Source organism: Burkholderia sp. Bp8963 (genome assembly GCF_003854275.1).
Taxonomy (GTDB): Bacteria; Pseudomonadota; Gammaproteobacteria; order Burkholderiales; family Burkholderiaceae; genus Burkholderia.
In genome coordinates this window covers 12,596-29,379 of record NZ_QTQP01000041.1, presented here as the reverse complement: position 1 = coordinate 29,379, position 16,784 = coordinate 12,596, and the positions used below count along the sequence as shown (strand labels likewise).

Annotated in this window: 16 protein-coding genes; 9 read left to right on the top strand and 7 right to left on the bottom strand. The window is 68.6% G+C overall.

The window, feature by feature from the left end; genetic code table 11:
- Window positions 1-18: 18 nt before the first annotated feature.
- From DID96_RS27595 to DID96_RS27570, 6 genes are all read left to right on the top strand, one after another.
- Window positions 19-330 carry a sarcosine oxidase subunit delta gene (locus tag DID96_RS27595; protein WP_124602406.1) on the top strand — a complete coding sequence of 104 codons (312 nt, stop codon included), beginning with the start codon at window positions 19-21 and terminating at the stop codon, window positions 328-330.
- Window positions 327-3,338, top strand: a complete 3,012-nt coding sequence (locus DID96_RS27590) for a sarcosine oxidase subunit alpha family protein (RefSeq protein ID WP_124602405.1) — start codon at window positions 327-329, stop codon at window positions 3,336-3,338. The genes DID96_RS27595 and DID96_RS27590 overlap by 4 nt, the downstream gene beginning before the upstream one ends.
- Window positions 3,328-3,960 carry a sarcosine oxidase subunit gamma gene (locus DID96_RS27585; protein WP_124602404.1) on the top strand — a complete coding sequence of 211 codons (633 nt, stop codon included), beginning with the start codon at window positions 3,328-3,330 and terminating at the stop codon, window positions 3,958-3,960. The genes DID96_RS27590 and DID96_RS27585 overlap by 11 nt, the downstream gene beginning before the upstream one ends.
- A complete protein-coding gene (locus tag DID96_RS27580; RefSeq protein ID WP_124602403.1) occupies window positions 3,957-4,397 on the top strand; it encodes a dihydroneopterin aldolase in 441 nt (146 codons plus the stop codon). Before DID96_RS27585 ends, DID96_RS27580 begins: the two co-directional genes overlap by 4 nt.
- Window positions 4,398-4,413: 16 nt before the next feature.
- Complete coding sequence (locus tag DID96_RS27575) at window positions 4,414-4,674, top strand: AraC family transcriptional regulator ligand-binding domain-containing protein (protein ID WP_260464025.1); 261 nt, start codon at window positions 4,414-4,416, stop codon at window positions 4,672-4,674.
- A gap of 111 nt (window positions 4,675-4,785) precedes the next feature.
- On the top strand, window positions 4,786-5,622 hold the full coding sequence (locus DID96_RS27570) for a cytochrome c (protein WP_124602402.1): 837 nt from the start codon (window positions 4,786-4,788) through the stop codon (window positions 5,620-5,622).
- A gap of 13 nt (window positions 5,623-5,635) precedes the next feature.
- On the opposite strand, the gene DID96_RS27565 is transcribed toward DID96_RS27570, so the two are convergent.
- Both DID96_RS27565 and DID96_RS27560 read right to left on the bottom strand, forming a co-directional pair.
- The gene (locus DID96_RS27565) at window positions 5,636-6,442 is read right to left on the bottom strand and encodes an extensin (RefSeq protein ID WP_124602401.1); all 807 of its coding nucleotides are present in this window, start codon (window positions 6,440-6,442) and stop codon (window positions 5,636-5,638) included.
- Between the two features lie 164 nt (window positions 6,443-6,606).
- Window positions 6,607-8,031 (bottom strand): PLP-dependent aminotransferase family protein, encoded by a 1,425-nt coding sequence (locus DID96_RS27560; RefSeq protein ID WP_124602400.1) that lies wholly within the window; start codon window positions 8,029-8,031, stop codon window positions 6,607-6,609.
- Between the two features lie 231 nt (window positions 8,032-8,262).
- Here DID96_RS27560 and DID96_RS27555 point away from each other — a divergent pair, with 231 nt between their 5' ends.
- The gene (locus DID96_RS27555; RefSeq protein WP_124602399.1) at window positions 8,263-9,492 is read left to right on the top strand and encodes an FAD-binding oxidoreductase; all 1,230 of its coding nucleotides are present in this window, start codon (window positions 8,263-8,265) and stop codon (window positions 9,490-9,492) included.
- Between the two features lie 125 nt (window positions 9,493-9,617).
- Entirely contained in the window at window positions 9,618-10,769 is a 1,152-nt protein-coding gene (locus tag DID96_RS27550) for a branched-chain amino acid ABC transporter substrate-binding protein (protein ID WP_124602398.1), read from the top strand.
- Between the two features lie 152 nt (window positions 10,770-10,921).
- On the opposite strand, the gene DID96_RS27545 is transcribed toward DID96_RS27550, so the two are convergent.
- The 5 genes from DID96_RS27545 to DID96_RS27525 all read right to left on the bottom strand — a co-directional run bounded on the left by DID96_RS27545 (window position 10,922) and on the right by DID96_RS27525 (window position 15,576).
- Window positions 10,922-11,584: a lytic transglycosylase domain-containing protein gene (locus tag DID96_RS27545; protein WP_124602439.1), complete on the bottom strand. Its 663-nt coding sequence runs from the start codon at window positions 11,582-11,584 to the stop codon at window positions 10,922-10,924.
- A gap of 125 nt (window positions 11,585-11,709) precedes the next feature.
- Window positions 11,710-12,495 (bottom strand): ABC transporter permease, encoded by a 786-nt coding sequence (locus DID96_RS27540; RefSeq protein WP_124602397.1) that lies wholly within the window; start codon window positions 12,493-12,495, stop codon window positions 11,710-11,712.
- The gene (locus tag DID96_RS27535; protein ID WP_124602396.1) at window positions 12,492-13,481 is read right to left on the bottom strand and encodes an ABC transporter ATP-binding protein; all 990 of its coding nucleotides are present in this window, start codon (window positions 13,479-13,481) and stop codon (window positions 12,492-12,494) included. The genes DID96_RS27540 and DID96_RS27535 overlap by 4 nt, the downstream gene beginning before the upstream one ends.
- Window positions 13,478-14,656, bottom strand: coding sequence for an ABC transporter permease (locus DID96_RS27530; RefSeq protein ID WP_124602395.1), 1,179 nt, complete (start codon window positions 14,654-14,656; stop codon window positions 13,478-13,480). The genes DID96_RS27535 and DID96_RS27530 overlap by 4 nt, the downstream gene beginning before the upstream one ends.
- Window positions 14,653-15,576, bottom strand: coding sequence for an ABC transporter substrate-binding protein (locus tag DID96_RS27525; protein ID WP_124602394.1), 924 nt, complete (start codon window positions 15,574-15,576; stop codon window positions 14,653-14,655). The genes DID96_RS27530 and DID96_RS27525 overlap by 4 nt, the downstream gene beginning before the upstream one ends.
- 285 nt (window positions 15,577-15,861) lie before the next feature.
- Here DID96_RS27525 and DID96_RS27520 point away from each other — a divergent pair, with 285 nt between their 5' ends.
- Entirely contained in the window at window positions 15,862-16,332 is a 471-nt protein-coding gene (locus DID96_RS27520; RefSeq protein ID WP_124602393.1) for a universal stress protein, read from the top strand.
- Window positions 16,333-16,784 lie beyond the last annotated feature (452 nt).

Below are 16,784 nucleotides of genomic sequence, written 5' to 3'. Positions count from 1 at the left end.
CCACGAGGAGAAGGAAACATGTTGCTGATCGAATGTCCGTGGTGCGGCCCGCGCGCCGAATCCGAGTTCACGTGCGGCGGCGAAGCCGACATCGTGCGCCCGGTCGCCAATGAGAACATGACCGACCGCGAATGGGGCGAATACGTGTTCATGCGCGAGAACAAGCGCGGCCTGCACCGCGAGCAATGGCTGCATACGCAAGGCTGCCGCCGCTGGTTCAAGGTCGAGCGCGATACCGTCACGTACGACATCAAGGGCTACGAAAAATTTGGCGGGGCCGCGAACGGCCACGTCGACGCCAACGACAAGCAAGAGGGCACCAGCAAATGAGCCAGAAAGACCGTCTCGGCACCGGTGGCCGCATCAACCGCGCGATTCCGCTGACCTTCACGTTCAACGGCCGCACGTATCAGGGCTTCCAGGGCGACACGCTCGCGTCCGCGCTGCTCGCGAACGGCGTGCACTTCGTCGCGCGCAGCTTCAAGTACCACCGTCCGCGCGGGATCGTGACGGCGGACGTCGCGGAACCGAATGCCGTCGTGCAGCTCGAGTCCGGCCCGTACACCGTGCCGAACGCGCGCGCGACCGAGATCGAGCTGTACCAGGGCCTCGTCGCGACCAGTGTGAACGCTCAGCCGTCGCTCGAGCACGACAAGTACGCGATCAACCAGAAGCTGTCGCGCTTCATGCCCGCCGGGTTCTACTACAAGACCTTCATGTGGCCGCGCAACATGTGGCCGAAGTATGAAGAGAAGATCCGCGATGCGGCCGGCCTCGGCAAGGCGCCCGACACGCTCGACGCCGATCGCTACGACAAGTGCTACGCGCACTGCGACGTGCTCGTCGTCGGCGGCGGCCCGTCGGGCCTCGCGGCCGCGCATGCGGCGGCGACGGCCGGCGCGCGCGTGATCCTCGTCGACGACCAGCGCGAGCTCGGCGGCAGCCTGCTGTCGTGCCGTGCGGAAATCGACGGCAAGCCCGCGCTGCAGTGGGTCGAGAAGATCGAGGCCGAGCTGCGCAAGCTGCCCGACGTGACGATCCTGTCGCGCAGCACCGCGTTCGGCTATCAGGACCACAACCTCGTGACGATCACGCAGCGCCTGACCGATCACCTGCCGGTGTCGATGCGCAAGGGCACCCGCGAGCTGCTGTGGAAGGTTCGCGCGAAGCGCGTGATTCTCGCGACCGGCGCGCACGAGCGGCCGATCGTGTTCGGCAACAACGACCTGCCGGGCGTGATGCTCGCGGGTGCGGTGTCCGCGTACATCCATCGCTTCGGCGTGCTGCCGGGCCGCGATGCGGTCGTGTTCACGAACAACGATCGCGGCTACCAGACCGCGCTCGACCTGAAGGCATGCGGCGCGAAAGTGACGGTCGTCGATTCGCGCGCATCGAGCAACGGCGCGCTGCCGGCGGCCGCGAAGCGCCAGGGCGTGACGCTGATGAGCGGCGCGGTCGTGACGGCCGCGTCGGGCAAGTGGCGCGTATCGTCGGTCGACATCGCGTCGTACTCGAACGGCCAGACGGGCGGCAAGCTGAATACGCTGGCATGCGACCTCGTCGCGATGTCGGGCGGTTTCAGCCCGGTGCTGCACCTGTTCGCACAGTCGGGCGGCAAGGCGTGCTGGAACGACGAGAAAGCGTGCTTCCTGCCGGGCAAGGCCGTGCAGCCCGAGGCGAGCATCGGCGCGGCAGCGGGCGAATTCGGCCTTGCGCGCGCACTGCGCCTCGCGGTCGATGCGGGCGCGGAGGCCGCGAAGGCGGCCGGCTTCTCCGCGACGCAGCGCCCGGTTGCACCGAAGGTCGCGGAAGTCGCGGAAGGCGCGCTGCAGCCGTTGTGGCTCGTCGGCAGCCGCGAGGCCGCCGCACGCGGGCCGAAGCAGTTCGTCGATTTCCAGAACGACGTGGCGGCCGCCGACATCCTGCTCGCCGCGCGCGAAGGCTTCGAATCGGTCGAGCACGTGAAGCGCTACACCGCGATGGGCTTCGGCACCGACCAGGGCAAGCTCGGCAACATCAACGGGATGGCGATTCTCGCGCAGGCGCTCGGCAAGTCGATTCCGGAAACGGGCACGACGACGTTCCGCCCGAACTACACGCCCGTGTCGTTCGGCACGTTCGCGGGCCGCGAGACCGGCGATTTCCTCGACCCGATCCGCAAGACCTGCGTGCACGAATGGCACGTCGAGCACGGCGCGCTGTTCGAGGACGTCGGCAACTGGAAGCGTCCTTGGTACTTCCCGAAGAACGGCGAGGACCTGCATGCGGCCGTGAAGCGCGAGTGCCTCGCGGTGCGCAACAGCGTCGGCATCCTCGACGCGTCGACGCTCGGCAAGATCGACATCCAGGGCCCGGACGCGGTGAAGCTGCTGAACTGGATGTACACGAACCCGTGGGGCAAGCTCGAAGTCGGCAAGTGCCGCTACGGGCTGATGCTCGACGAGAACGGGATGGTGTTCGACGATGGCGTGACGGTGCGCCTCGCCGACCAGCATTTCATGATGACGACGACGACGGGCGGCGCGGCGCGCGTGCTCACGTGGCTCGAACGCTGGCTGCAGACGGAATGGCCGGACATGAAGGTGCGGCTCTCATCGGTGACGGACCACTGGGCGACCTTCGCGGTCGTCGGCCCGAAGAGCCGCAAGGTCGTGCAGAAGGTGTGCCAGGACATCGACTTCGGCAACGAAGCGTTCCCGTTCATGAGCTATCGCAACGGCACCGTTGCGGGCGCGAAGGCGCGCGTGATGCGGATCAGCTTCTCGGGCGAGCTGGCCTATGAAGTGAACGTGCCGGCGAACGCGGGCCGCGCGGTGTGGGAAGCGCTGATGGCCGCGGGCGCCGAGTTCGACATCACGCCGTACGGCACCGAGACGATGCACGTGCTGCGCGCGGAGAAGGGCTACATCATCGTCGGCCAGGACACCGACGGGTCGGTCACGCCGTACGACCTCGGGATGGGCGGGCTCGTCGCGAAGTCGAAGGACTTCCTCGGCAAGCGTTCGCTCGCGCGTTCGGACACCGCGAAGGAAGGCCGCAAGCAGTTCGTCGGCCTGCTGACCGACGACGAGCAGTACGTGCTGCCGGAAGGCGCGCAGATCGTCGCGAAGGACACGCACGTGTCGACGACCGAACCGACGCCGATGATCGGCCACGTGACGTCGAGCTACTACAGCCCGATCCTGAAGCGCTCGATTGCGCTCGCGGTGGTGAAGGGCGGCTTGGGCAAGATGGGCGAGAGCGTCGTGATTCCGCTGGCCAACGGCAAGCGCGTGACCGCGAAGATCTCGAGCCCGGTTTTCTACGATACCGAAGGGGTGCGTCAGCATGTGGAATGAAACCAGAAACCAGACGCAGGTGGCGGGCGCGGGCGGCGTCACGCTCGAGTCGCCGTTCATCGGCGCGGCCGACCTGCTGAAGACGCATCAGGCGCGCGCGTCGAAGAAGTTCACGATGCGTGAGCGGCCGTTTCTCGATCTCGTCAACGTGCGTGGCGAATTGAGCGACCCCGCGTTCGTCGCCGCGTTCGAGCGCGTGGTCGGCTGCCGGCCGCCGGCCGCGCCGAACACGGTCGCGCGCAGCGCCGAGTACGACGTGTTGTGGCTCGGCCCCGACGAATGGCTCGTGCGCTCGAACGGGCCCGTGCAGGCGGGCGTGCTCGAGGCGGCGCTCGCCGAGGCCGTGCAGGGTTCGTATGCGGCAGCGGTCGATGTCGGCAGCGGCTATACGGTCGTCGAGCTGACCGGCGAACGCGTGCGTGACGTGCTCGCGCGCGGTTGCCCGCTCGACCTGCATCCGCGGATGTTCAAGCCGGGCCAGTGTGCGCAGACGCATTTCTTCAAGGCGGGTGTCGTGCTGGTGCCGACCGGCGACGACACGTTCGAGATCGTCGTGCGCCGCAGCTTCGCCGACTATTTCGTGCGCATCCTGCTCGACGCGGCGGCGCCGCTCGCGTCATGAAGCCGGCCGACGAACCGTTCGTGTCGATCGACGCGCCGCGTCTCAGGGGGCGCGGCTGGAGCGTGTTCGTCGACGAACTGAAGGTGCCCGCGCGGATCGGCATCCACGCGCACGAGCACGACGCGCCGCAGCCGATCGTGATCGACGCGCAACTCGGCTATCGCTGCGAGCCGAACGAAGCGGGCGAGTGGATCGATTACGACGGGTATTGCACGCGCATTGCGGCGTTTCTCGCGCACAAGCCGCATACGCGGCTGCTCGAGACGCTCGTTGCCGATATCGCGGTGATGTCGTTTCGCGAGTGGCCGGCGCTGGAGTCGCTGACGCTGTCGGTCTACAAGCCGAAGATCCGGCCGGGGACGAAACGCGTCGGCGTCGCGCTCGAATGGACGCGCGGGGATTACCTGCGGTGGACGGGGGCGGCGGGCTGCTTGTGACACGCCGGGCGATCCGTTGCCCGGCCTGCACGTCGGGCAGCGGATCGCGCCCGCGCATCTGGGCGTGCTCGGCTACGCGCTGCATGCGTGCCGTGATGCCGGCGCCGCGCTCGCGCGTTGGCACCAATACGAACATCTGATCGCGTACGTCGCGTGGCTGCCCGGCTATTCGGGGCACAGCGCGTTGACGCGCGCGTTTCGCCGCTGGACGGGCGAGTCGCCGCAGCAGTGGCGCAGCCGCCAGCCTGCGCGAGCGGCGAATGTCGCACGCGGTTGAGCGGGCGACGACATGTATGGCATATTCCTGCGCTGCGCGGTCAATTGACGGGGAATACAAGGCGATGGCGCATCCCTGTAGAAGACCTTCGGCCGCAATAACGGAGAACGAATGCTGAAACGCGCGTTGTGCCTGCTTTTGCTGCTGACAGTCTGCGTGATCGGACATCGTGCGGCCGCCCAGTCCGCGCTTGAACTCGCGACGGACGGCGCGACCAGGTCGCTTACCCGGCAGGTGTTGCTGGCGCGCCCGGACGTGGCGGAGATCCATGTGCCGCGCGATGTTGCGTACGGTACGCCGATGACCTTCCGCGCCGTGCCGCTGGCGAACCTGCTCGACGGGGCCGCGCTCGCGGCGGACAGCGTGCTCGAAACGCGCGCGGCGGACGGTTTTGCCGCGCAACTGCCGATGGACCTCGTGCTCAATCGCAACCCCGCAGGCGCCGTTGCGTGGCTCGCGGTCGAGGACCCCGCGCATCCGTGGCCGAAGCTGCCGGGCAAACCGGTCAGCGCCGGGCCGTTCTATTTGGTCTGGATCGGCAAGGAGGCGTCGTCCGTCCGCAACGAGCAATGGCCTTTCCAGATCGTGCATCTCGCGACGCAACGCTCGCCCGCCGCGCGCTGGCCGGCGCTCGCCGTCGATCCGGCGCTGCCGGCAACCGATCCGCTTCGGGCCGGCCAGAGCCTGTTCATCACGCAATGTTTCGCGTGTCATCGGCTCAACGGCGCGGGCAGCGCGGCGACGGGACCCGATCTCGACGTGCCGATGAATCCTGTCGATTACTTCCAGCCTGCGGCGTTGCATCGCTATATCCGCAATCCGGCTTCGGTTCGGGACTGGCCCGGGCGGGCCATGCCGGCCTTCTCGCCGGATCAGCTGAGCGATCGGGAGATCGATCTGATCGTCGCGTATCTTGCGTACATGGGGCGGCGGAACGTGGCGCGGTAGGACGTCGCCGCGATCACTTGGCCGCGCCGGAATTGTCCTGTGACGGCTGCGGCGACGACGTACCGACACTGCTCGACTCCTTGACGAGCCGCTCGGTCATCGCGGCGGCGACCGGGTTCGCGCCCGCGGATGAGCTGCGTTGATCGGTGCTCGAAGGAACCGGGAGATCCTTTGGCGGTGGCAAGGAAGGATCGAGCTTCGACGACTCCCTGACCAGTGCGGCCGTCTCGGGCGTCGTGGCCGAGCCGCGATTCGCCGTTGCCGCCGTTGCATGACGCTCCAGGCCGTCGCGCCCGCGCGGCGCGCGTTGTGTCCGGTTCGTCGTCGAGGCGGGCGACTTCTGCGCATCGACCGACGCGACGGCAGCGGACGGCGGCGCGCTCGGCTGTGTCTTGGGCTGAGGCGGTGCGCTGACGCTCGGGGCTGCCGGGCCGGGTGGCGGCGCTGGGTCCACGGTCACTGTCACCGGCGCGGGTGGCGGGGGCGGCGGAGGTGCAGTGACGGCTGCAGGCGCGGGCGCGTTGGCAACGGTAGCAGGTGCGGGCGCAGGTGGTGCAGTGGCGGGCGCCGGTTGCGGCGCGGCGTCGGCGGGCTTCGAGGTGGCGGCAGGAAGCGCCGCTTGACCGATGCTTCCTTGCGATACGTGGTTGTCGCCCGATCGCAGATCGGCGTCCGGCGGCGTCTGGGCGGAATCGCCGATGCCGGCCGTCGCTTCTGCAACCGCACGATGGTCCGCCTTGAGGAGCATCAGGTACGAAGCGCTGATCGCGACGACGACAAGCCCTCCGGCAATCATCAATGTCTTACGGGTATTCCTCATACTTCTCTCACGGGTCGTTCAATCGACGTGACCAGTCGATGATAAACGACCTGCGGCGCGTCACTTTGGATGAATACATTTGGTTGCATTCATGCTGGTGACGCTTTTCGATGCGACCCTCATGCGTTTCGAGCGAACGGCGCCCGCCGTGTCGATGCGGGAAATCAGATCGACCCGAACAGCGCGCGCGGCCGGTCCTTCAGCGTTCCCGCGAGTATCCGCAACCCGTTCACGAGCTCGTCGCGTGTCGCCGGACAGGCGAGATTGATACGCACGCCGTGCTCGAGCTCCGCGCGGTCGACCGCGAACGTCGACGACGGCATCACGATCACGCCGCGCGCCTTCGCGTTCGCCGCGAAATCGTCCGCGCGCCACGGCGGCGGCAGGCGCAGCCACACGAACATGCACGTGGGGTCGGATTTCAGTTGCCCGGCCGGCAGCAGTTCGCGCGCGAGGTCCACGCGCGCGCGGATTTCCGCCAGTTGCGCGTTCATGATCCGCTCGGCGGTGCCATTCTCGATCCACACGGTCGCGATCAGCATCGACATCGGCGCGGGCATCCACGCGGTCGTGCGCACCGCTTCCGCGCACAGCGCGACGCTGTCCTTCGGGCAGCACAGATAGCCGAGGCGCAGGCCCGGCGCGAGGATCTTCGACGTCGCGCCGATATGGAACGTCAGCTCCGGACACAGCCCCGCGAGCGTCGGCAACCGGTCGCGCACGAGCGGGCCGTACACGTCGTCCTCGATGATCGTCACGTGATGGCGCCGCGCGACGTCGACGAGCGCCATGCGCCGCGCGAGGCTCATCGTCGTCACGGTCGGGTTCTGCAGGTTCGGCACGACGAAGATCGCCTTGACGGGCATCCGCTGGCAGATTCGCTCGATTTCGTCGGGCAACAGGCCGTCGTCGTCGGCCGGCGCGCTGACGATCTCGAACTGGAACACCGGCGCGAGCGCCTTCAGCCCGTAATACGTGAGGCGGTCCGCGACGATCACGCCGTCGGTGCCGATCAGGCTGTTCAGCACGGCATAGAGGCCATGCTGCGCGCCGCTCGTGACGACCACCTGGTCGCGCGACGGCGTGAAGCCCGGCGCGGCCAGCCATTGCGCGCCGGCCGCGCGCGCCCAGTCCGGACCTTGCGGCGGCTGGTATTCCTGTAGCGTCGCGAAGCGCGGATCGTTCGGCAGCGTGCCGAGCGTCTGCGCGAGACTCGCGAGGAATTCGCCGGTGGCCGGCCGGTTCACGGTCAGGTCGATCACGCCGTTGCCCGCCGCGAGCGACGCGCGGGCCGGCTCGATGCTCGGCATCGCGCCGCCGGTGACGAGCGACCCGCGGCGCTTGCTGCCGATCACGAGGCCGCGCAGCTGAAGCTCCTTGTACGCACGCGACACGGTCGACACGTTGATGCCGAGCTCGGTCGCGAGCTGGCGCTGCGGCGGCAGGCGGCTGCCCGGCGGGTACGTGCCGTTGCGGATTTCCTCCTCGATCGAACTCGAGACCTCGACGTAGGTCGGGCGCTTTGCCTGCGCCAGCGTGCGGCTGTCGCGCACGTCGGAAAGTTTGTCTGATGCCTTGTCTGATGCCATTTGTCGACAGTGACCACACAAAAAACGTTTGTCTGCTATTTTGGCCTGCTTCGCGATTGTATATGACATCCCCATAACGTCAAACGATCGCCGAAAAGTCTGCAAAATCATGGGCGTAAAAGCGGGTAAACACCGACCTCACACAATCGCTTTTTGATTGCACACAAAAAATTCTTGTGTGATTCTTAATCCCATCTTTGTATGAATGCAGTGCACGGGAGGGAATGCGTCATGGCGAACGTCGCCATCGTGGGAGCGGGTTTCATCGGGCTCGGTGCGGCAGCCTGGCTGCAACGCGACGGGCACCGCGTGACGCTGTTCGATCCGGCGGGCGTCGGGCATGGCGCGTCGTTCGGCAATGCCGCGACGTTCGCGCCGTACGGGTGCGTGCCCGTGAACGGCCCGTCCGTGTTCCGCAACATGCCGCACTTCCTGTTCGCGCACGACAGTCCGCTGCGGATCCGCTGGCCGTACCTGCTGGTCGGTGCGCCGTGGCTGGTCCGGTTCCTGGTTGCATCGACGCCCGAGCGCCATGTGCGCAGCGCGAGCGCGCTGGCCGCGCTGCTGTCGCGCGCCGCGGACGGCTACGCGCCGCTCCTGGGCACGTCGCGGCTCGCGGCGTTCGTGCGGCCCCGCGAATGCCTGTACCTCTATGCGCGGCAGGCGTCGTTCGATGCCGCGCAGCCGTCGCTCGCGCTGCGGCGCCGGCTCGGCGTCGCGTTCGAGACGCTCGATGCGGCCGCGATTCGCCGTCTCGAGCCGGCGCTTGCGCCGATCTTCGCGCATGGCGTGCTGTTCAACGGGAGCTGGCATTTCTCCGATCCGCACGGGTTTCTCGGCGAGCTGTTCGCGCATCTGGCGGCGGGGGGCGCGACGCTCGAACGCACACGCGTCGAGCGGATCGAGCCCGCCGGCGACGGCGTGACGGTGGTGGCCGGCGGCGTGGCGCGGACCTTCGATCACGTCGTGATCGCGGCCGGCGCGCGGTCGCGGGAATTCGCGGCGGCATGCGGCGACCGCGTGCCGCTCGACACCGAGCGCGGCTATCACGTGCAGTTCGCGGAACGCGAGCATGTCGTCACGCGGCCGGTCGGCTGGGCGGAGCGCGGCTTCTACATGACGCCGCTGGCTGAAGGGCTGCGTGCGGCCGGCACGGTCGAACTGGGCGGCTTCGACGCGGGCGAGAACCGCGCGCTCGTCGAACTGCTCACGCGTTCGGCGCGCGAGGCGTTGCCGGCGCTCGGCGCGCCGACCCGCAGCTGGCTCGGCTTCCGCCCGACGCTGCCGGACGGCGTGCCGGTGCTCGGCCGGTCGCGCCGCAGCGAACGCGTGATCCATGCATTCGGCCATCAGCACCTCGGCGTGACGCTGGCCGGCATCAGCGGACGGATCGTCGCGGACCTCGTCGCGCAGCGCGCGCCGCCGCTCGACCTGACGCCTTACCGGGCCGCGCGCTTCTGACGCGTCCCGCCGGGCATCGTGCCCGGCACCGGATACGGCCTCGAGTCGTCGCGAATCGAGGCGGACGGATACAAGCAGGCAACACGAGCCGCGACTTCAACCACTGCAAGGAGCAAGGAGGCATCATGAATCGTCGTAACTGGCTGGCATGGCTGGCGGTCTGCTCGATCGGCACGGTCGTCACGTCCGCGCACGGTGCGGATGTCCAAACCATCAGGATCGGCTTCGCGGGCCCGCTGACGGGCCCGGTCGCGCGCGTCGGCAAGGATCTGCAATATGGCGCGCAGCTCGCGCTCGACGAGGAAAACGCGAAGCACCCGACGCTCGGCGGCAAGCCGGTGCAGTACGTGCTCGACGTGCAGGACGACCAGGCCGATCCGCGGGTCGCGATCCAGGTCGCGCAGAAGCTCGTCGACGACGGCGTGGTCGGCGTGATCGGGCATTACAACTCGGGCTGCAGCATTCCGGCGTCGGCCGTGTATCGGCAGGCGAACGTCGTGATGATCACGCCCGGCTCGACCAACCCGCAGCTGACGATGCAGGGTTTCAAGAACGTGTTCCGCACGATGGGGCATGACGGGATCGGCGGCGTCGTCGCGGGCCGCTTCGCGGTCGAGCAGCTGAAGGCGAAGCGGATCGGCATCATCGACGATCGCACCGCATTCGGCCAGGGGCTCGCGGATGCATTCGAGAAAGGCGTGAAGGAAGCGCACGGCACCGTCGTCGATCGCGAATACACGAACGACAAGGCGGTCGATTTCCGCGGCATCCTGACGACGCTGAAGAGCAACAACGTCGATCTGCTGTTCTTCGGCGGGCTCGACGAGCAGGGCGCGATGCTCGTCAAGCAGATGCGCTCGCTCGGCATTCGTGCGCAGCTGTTCGGCGCGGGTGCGCTGAAAAGCAACGCATTCCTGAAGATCGCGGGCGGCGCGGGCGAAGGCACGCAGGATCTCGAACCGGGGCCCGCGCTCGACAAGCTGCCGTCCGCGCAGGCGTTCGCGCAGCGCTACAAGGCGCGCTTCAACCAGGATGTCGAGCTGTATGCGCCGTTTGCATACGACGCGGCGCTCGCGACGATCGCGGCGATCCACAAGGCCGATTCGGCCGACCGCGGCAAGATCGTGCAGAGCATGCCGGGCGTATCGGTGACCGGCGTGACCGGGAAGATCTCGTTCGACGAGCGCGGCGACCTGATCAAGCCGCCATACACGCTGTTCCGGGTCGAGCAGGGGCAGTGGCACAGCATCCGCACGGTTGGCGGCGCGTCGAACTGACGAGCGGGTGCGTGCTGTTCGCGTGAAGCGTGAGGGCGGCTCGAGGTGCGATGCCGCGCGTTGCGGTGGTCAGACTTGCCGTTGCGGCGGCGGCGGCCCGGCTCGACGTTGCCGTTGCCATCAGGCGCGCGCGCCGGGGCGACGGATTCGCGTCAGCGGGCGTTGCGCGGGGGCAATGTCTGAATGCCCGACACCGCGGACGCCGGTGCGCTGACCGGCATCATCCCGGCATTCGCATCGTCGCTCGGCTCGAGCACGAACCGGAACGACTCGACGCGCTGCATCACTTTCGCCGCATACGCGTGCGAACCGCCATAACTCTTCAGCGCCGCGCCCACGTCGCCGCCGGCGGCCCTCACGTAGCCGGACAGGATCGCCGAGCCGGCGTTGACGTTCGCGGTCGGCTCGGTCAGGTCCTTCACGTTCCTCAGCAAACCGCGGTGCGCGCTGGGCACCACCTGCATCAGCCCGGTTGCGCCTCCGGCGCCGCGCGCCTTTTCCTTGAACCGCGATTCGATCGAGATGATGGCGTAAACCAGTGCCGGCGGCAGCGAATACTTCGTGGCAGTGACGTTGACGATGTTCGCGAGCTGCGCGGCCTTCTCTTTTGCAATGCCGAATTTCTTCGCCAGGTATGCCGTGATGCGGCGGTTTTCCTCGTTCGGCTGATTGACCGCCTGCGCTTCGGATGCGGCCGACGCGGCAGAGGCTTCGATCGCAACCGGCGCGGAGGCGGATTGCGCAGACATCTGCTGCGCCGACGCTTGGTTCGCGGTGCAGAGCAAAAGCAGGATCAGCCAGGGAAACCTTCGCATGGTCCGGTTGGGGGAGTCGGGAGGCGCATAGTATATCGGCCATTCGCGCCGGGTGGCTGGAACGCGGGCTCGGATGAAAGCCGGATGTAGGTTGATGGCTGCCGGCCGCGTGCGCAATGCGGCATCTACGCGCGCCGCGCCGTGACGCGCGCGAGCGCGCCGATCGCATCGCTGACCAGCACCGCGAGCAGCCCGACGATCATCCCACCCTGCAGCACGAACGCGGTATTCGCGGTCTGCAGGCCGGCGATGATCACGTCGCCGAGCCCGCGCGCGGCGACCGTCGAGCCGATCGTCGCGGTGCCGAGATTGATGACGACCGCGAGCCGGATGCCGTTGACGATCACCGGCAGCGCGAGCGGCAGCTCGACCGAGCTCAGCTGCTGCCAGCCGTTCATCCCCATGCCGCGCGCGGCATCGACGACGTCGCGCGGCACGTCTTCGATCCCCGCGATCGTGCTCTCGAAAATCGGTAGCAGTCCATAGAGGACGAGCGCGAACAGCACCGGTTTCACGCCGAAGCCGACCGCGGGCACCGCGAGTGCGAGCACGGCGACCGGCGGAAACGTCTGGCCGATGTTCGCGATGCTGCGCGCGACCGGCAGGAAATCCGCGCCCGACGGCCGCGTGACCGCGATGCCGGCCGCGACCGCGACGATCGTGCCGATCAGGCTCGATACGGCCACCGTGGCGAGATGCGCGAGCGTGAGGTCGAACAGGCTCGCGCGCTCGTAGATCACGGGCGCACCGTTGTCCGCGAACGGCGCGAACCAGCCCTGCAGCCAGAGCGGGCGGAACAGCAGCACGAGCAGCAGCGCGAGCGCGGCCGTGCGTGCGGCAACCGGCAGCAGATACCGTGGCGCGATCGCAGGCAGTCCTCGCCGGACAGTTGCCGTATCCCGAGCCGTCATGCGGGCCGCCTCGCATGCTGACGAATCGCATCGAGCGTAATACGGCGCGCGACGTTGCCGCCCGCTTGCCCTAGGCCGCTTCCCGCCGGGTGCGGGCGTTGCGCCGCGTGATCGTCATCGTCGACCGGCAGTGCATCGACGCCACGCCACAGCATTTCCGAGATCGCATCGCGCAGCGTGCGCGTCGCGGCGATCGGCGGCCCGTTCGCGGTGCCGGGCTCGGCCACGTCGCCGACCGGCGTCAGCGCGAGCAGGCGCAGCGGCCGGTCGACCCCCGCGACGAGTTGCTCGACCACGCCTGCCGCCGGCTGGCCGAGGATCTCGGCGGGCGGCGCGACCTGCAGCAGCCGGCCGCCGTCCATCACCGCGATCGTGTCGCCGAGCTTCAGCGCTTCCTCGATGTCGTGCGTGACGAGCACGACCGTGATCCCGAGGCGGCGCTGCAGCGCGAGCAGTTCGTCCTGCGCCTTGCCGCGAATGATCGGGTCGAGCGCGCCGAACGGCTCGTCCATCAGCAGCATCGCCGGCTCGGCCGCGAGCGCGCGTGCGACGCCGACGCGCTGCTGCTGGCCGCCGGACAGCTCGTGCGGCAGCTTGCTCGCGAATTCGTCGGGCGCGAGGTTGAACAGGTCGAGCAATTCGCGCACGCGCGCGTCGATCCGCGCCGCCGGCCAGCCGAGCAGGCGCGGCACCGTCGCGATGTTGCGCGCGACGTTCCAGTGCGGAAACAGCCCGTGGCCCTGGATCACGTAGCCGATGCCGCGCCGCAGGTGCTCGGGCGGCACGCTCGCGGTATCGACGCCGTCGATGCGGACCGTGCCCGCGCTCGGTGCGATCAGCCGGTTGATCATCCTGAGCAGCGTCGACTTGCCGCTGCCCGACGCGCCGACGAGCGCGGTGATCGTGCCGCGCCGCATCGTCAGCGACACGTCGTCGACCGCGACGATATCGCCGAAGCGCTTGCCGAGGCGGTCGATCTCGATCATGCGGTCGGTCCTTTCGCGAGTGCGGTTGCGGCTTCGAATACGACGGCGGCCATCAGCGCGAGCGCGATCGTCGGGATCGCGCCGAGCAGCACGAGGTCGGCGGCCGATTGTCCGATGCCCTGGAAGATGAACGTGCCGAACCCGCCGCCGCCGATCAGCGCGGCGACCGCGGTCAGGCCGATGTTCTGCACGAGCACGATGCGCACGCCGCTCAGGATCACCGGCAGCGCAAGCACGAGGTCGATCCGCAGCAGGCGCTGCGCGGGCGTCATCCCCATCGCGCGCGCGGCTTCGGTCACGTGCGGCGGCACCTGCTGCAGGCCGACCACGACGCTCGACGCGATCGGCAGCAGCGAATACAGGAACAGCGCGAGCACGGCCGGCGCGACGCCGATCCCGCGCACGCCGAGCGCGGCCGCGAGCGGCACGTGCGCGGCGAGCATGCCGAGCGGCGCCATCATCAGCCCGTACATCGCGATGCTCGGGATCGTCTGCACGACATTGAGCACCGGCATCACGGCCGCGCGCAGCGCGGTGATGCGTGCGCACGCGATGCCGAGCGGAACGGCTGCGACCAGCGCCGCCGCGACCGAGCCGCCCGCGAGCGCGACGTGCCGGCCCGTTTCGCGCCAGAAATCGTCGCTGCGCACCGCGTATTCGCGCATCACGGACAGCCCGTCCCACCAGCCGGTCGCGAGCGGCACCGTGACCGCGGCGATCGCGAGCGCAAGCGCGGCGAGCCGCCGCCATGGGCCGAACGCGAGCCGCGCGAGCGCATCGGCGATGAGCACGGCCCACGCGAACAGCAGCAGCCAGACGGCGGCGGCGGGCGACACGCGCGCGAGCGCATCGTCGGGCGCGACGAGATGCGTGGCGGCCGCGCCGGCCGCGTAGCCGAGCGTCGCGAGCAGCGCGCAGCCGCAGGCGAGCCGCCACGCGGGCCGGCTCGCCGTCATCGTCCACAGCGCGGCGGCCAGCCACAGCGCAGCGAGCGCGCTCGCCTGCGTGCCCGGCAAGGCGTGGAGCAGCGGCAGCCCGGTGCCGGCCGCGATCCGGTTCGGGCGCAGCACGACGAACGGCGCGAACAGCACCGCTCCGATCGTCAGCAGGCCGATCAGCACGCCGACCTTGTCGGGTGCCACGCGTCGCGCGGAGGCCGCCGCGCGTGCGGTCATTTCACGAAACCCTTCGCTTTCAGGTATTGCGTGGCCACGCCCGCGGCGGGTTCGCCATTGATCTGGATGCGGGCGTTGAGCGCCTGCAGCGTCTTCAGGTCGAGGCTCGCGAACACCGGCTTCAGGTAGTCGGCGATCTGCGGATGCGCCTTCAGCACCGCTTCGCGAATCACCGGTGCGGGCGCGTACACGGGCTGCACGTGCTTGTCGTCGTCGAGCACCGTGAGGCCGCTCGCGGCGATTCCGCCGTCGGTGCCGTAGACCATCGCCGCGTTCACGCCGTCGGTCTGGTTCGCGGCCGCCTTGATCGTTGCCGCCGTGTCGCCGCCGGACAGCACGACGAGCTGGTCGGGCTTCAGCTTGAAGCCGTACGCCTTCTCGAACGACGGCAGCGCGGACGCGCTGTTGACGAATTCGGCCGACGCGGCGAGCTTCACCTTGCCGCCGCCCGCCACCCACTTGCCGAAATCGGAGAACGTCTTCAGGTGCTGCGACTGCGCGAGCGGCGCGAGCACCGCGACGCCCCACGTATTGTTCGCGGGCGACGGTGTGAGCCAGACGAGGTGATTCGCCGCGTAGTCGAGCTTCTTCGCGGTGTCGTAGGCCTGCGCGGCATTCTTCCAGACCGGATCGTCGGCCTTGTTGAAGAAGAATGCGGCGTTGCCCGTGTACTCGGGATAGATGTCGATCTCGCCGCTGACGAGCGCCTTGCGCACGATCGGCGTCGCGCCGAGCGCGATCTTTTCGGTGACGGGAATGCCGTGGGCCTTCAGCACCTGCGCGATGAGGTTGCCGAGCAGGTTGCCCTCGGTGTCGATCTTCGACGACACCACGACGGCGTCGGCGGCATGTGCGCCGGGCGCCGCGACGGCAGCGGCGAACGCGAGACCCAGCATGCGGGCGGGCAGGGCGAGCTTCATGGGGGCAATCTCCAGGAACGGGGGAGCGTACGCAGAAACTTACTTGAGAGAGTGTGCTTTGGCAAACCGCGGGCGGCGGCGTGCCCCGGCCGATGTGGGGGATAACCCGAGCGCGGCGGTGCATTTGTGCCCGTCTGATACTGCACCGGCTCTTGCGGCAGTTCGTCGCGCCTTCACGCTTCGTCCCGCTTGACCGGCATCAAGCGTCGGCGCGTGCAGCCGCCGATGATGGTGGTGAAGCCGCGCACAACCAGAACGCGTGGCAATCTACCCAGCGGAGGTCGTATGTACAAGAAGATCATGGTGGCCGTGGACGGCAGCACGTCGTCGAAGCAGGCGCTCGATGAAGCGCTGAAGCTGGCCAAGGGCAGCGATGCGCGCATCGTCGCGGTATACGTCGTCGACCAGTCGGTGTTGTTCACTTATGCGGGGCGCGTTGATCCGCACACGTTGCTCGAGGAAATCCGGCGCGACGGCGCAGCGGTGCTGCATGACGTCGAGCAGATCATCGCGAATGCGGCGGTGAGCGGCGAGACGGAACTCATCGGAACGGACAGCATCGGCGAGGACATCGCGGAACGTCTGCAGCGCTATGTCGACGAGAACGCGATCGACCTGGCCGTGGTCGGCACGCACGGGCGGCGCGGCATCCGCCGGATGGTGCTCGGCAGCGTCGCGGAGCGCTTCGTGCGCGGGTCGAGCTGCCCGGTGCTGCTCGTACGCAGCGAGGACGTGCCGGCAGCTGCGGCAGCCTGATCACGCGGCTCGGTTTTTCGAGCAATTCGCCGATACGCCGATAAGCCGACGCGCGTGATCGGCATGCACTCCGCGGCGCCGACCGCAGGCCGGCTGGTGTTCGACTGCCAGTGTTCGGTGCCCGGTGTTCGGTGCCCGGTGTTCAGTGTCATTCCCTGCCGGTTCGACGTGTGACACTCCGACACGATCACCCACGGCCGGCCCGGTAACGGGCGGCCGATCGCCCATCTCGCACCCGCCGCACACGTCGGCCACTCCTCCCGCCTCCCCGTGAGCGCACAAACAACAGTCGCGCCGCGCCAACTGGCGCGATTCACGCACGTTCCGCGATAATCCAGCGTCCCGCCCCGACCGGCAGGCCCGCGCTTCTCCCGAAGCCGGCCTGCGCGACCCGCGCGGCGAGACTTACACCAAGCATACGAAGCATCCACGGCGCAACTGGGCCGCGCCGT

Bases quoted from the DNA above. Each gene is read 5' to 3' on its own strand.
- DID96_RS27595 (WP_124602406.1), top strand. From the start codon at position 19: ATGTTGCTGATCGAATGTCCGTGGTGCGGCCCGCGCGCCGAATCCGAG.
- DID96_RS27590 (WP_124602405.1), top strand. From the start codon at position 327: ATGAGCCAGAAAGACCGTCTCGGCACCGGTGGCCGCATCAACCGCGCG.
- DID96_RS27585 (WP_124602404.1), top strand. From the start codon at position 3,328: ATGTGGAATGAAACCAGAAACCAGACGCAGGTGGCGGGCGCGGGCGGC.
- DID96_RS27580 (WP_124602403.1), top strand. From the start codon at position 3,957: ATGAAGCCGGCCGACGAACCGTTCGTGTCGATCGACGCGCCGCGTCTC.
- DID96_RS27570 (WP_124602402.1), top strand. From the start codon at position 4,786: ATGCTGAAACGCGCGTTGTGCCTGCTTTTGCTGCTGACAGTCTGCGTG.
- DID96_RS27565 (WP_124602401.1), bottom strand. From the start codon at position 6,442: ATGAGGAATACCCGTAAGACATTGATGATTGCCGGAGGGCTTGTCGTC.
- DID96_RS27560 (WP_124602400.1), bottom strand. From the start codon at position 8,031: ATGGCATCAGACAAGGCATCAGACAAACTTTCCGACGTGCGCGACAGC.
- DID96_RS27555 (WP_124602399.1), top strand. From the start codon at position 8,263: ATGGCGAACGTCGCCATCGTGGGAGCGGGTTTCATCGGGCTCGGTGCG.
- DID96_RS27550 (WP_124602398.1), top strand. From the start codon at position 9,618: ATGAATCGTCGTAACTGGCTGGCATGGCTGGCGGTCTGCTCGATCGGC.
- DID96_RS27545 (WP_124602439.1), bottom strand. From the start codon at position 11,584: ATGCGAAGGTTTCCCTGGCTGATCCTGCTTTTGCTCTGCACCGCGAAC.
- DID96_RS27540 (WP_124602397.1), bottom strand. From the start codon at position 12,495: ATGACGGCTCGGGATACGGCAACTGTCCGGCGAGGACTGCCTGCGATC.
- DID96_RS27535 (WP_124602396.1), bottom strand. From the start codon at position 13,481: ATGATCGAGATCGACCGCCTCGGCAAGCGCTTCGGCGATATCGTCGCG.
- DID96_RS27530 (WP_124602395.1), bottom strand. From the start codon at position 14,656: ATGACCGCACGCGCGGCGGCCTCCGCGCGACGCGTGGCACCCGACAAG.
- DID96_RS27525 (WP_124602394.1), bottom strand. From the start codon at position 15,576: ATGAAGCTCGCCCTGCCCGCCCGCATGCTGGGTCTCGCGTTCGCCGCT.
- DID96_RS27520 (WP_124602393.1), top strand. From the start codon at position 15,862: ATGTACAAGAAGATCATGGTGGCCGTGGACGGCAGCACGTCGTCGAAG.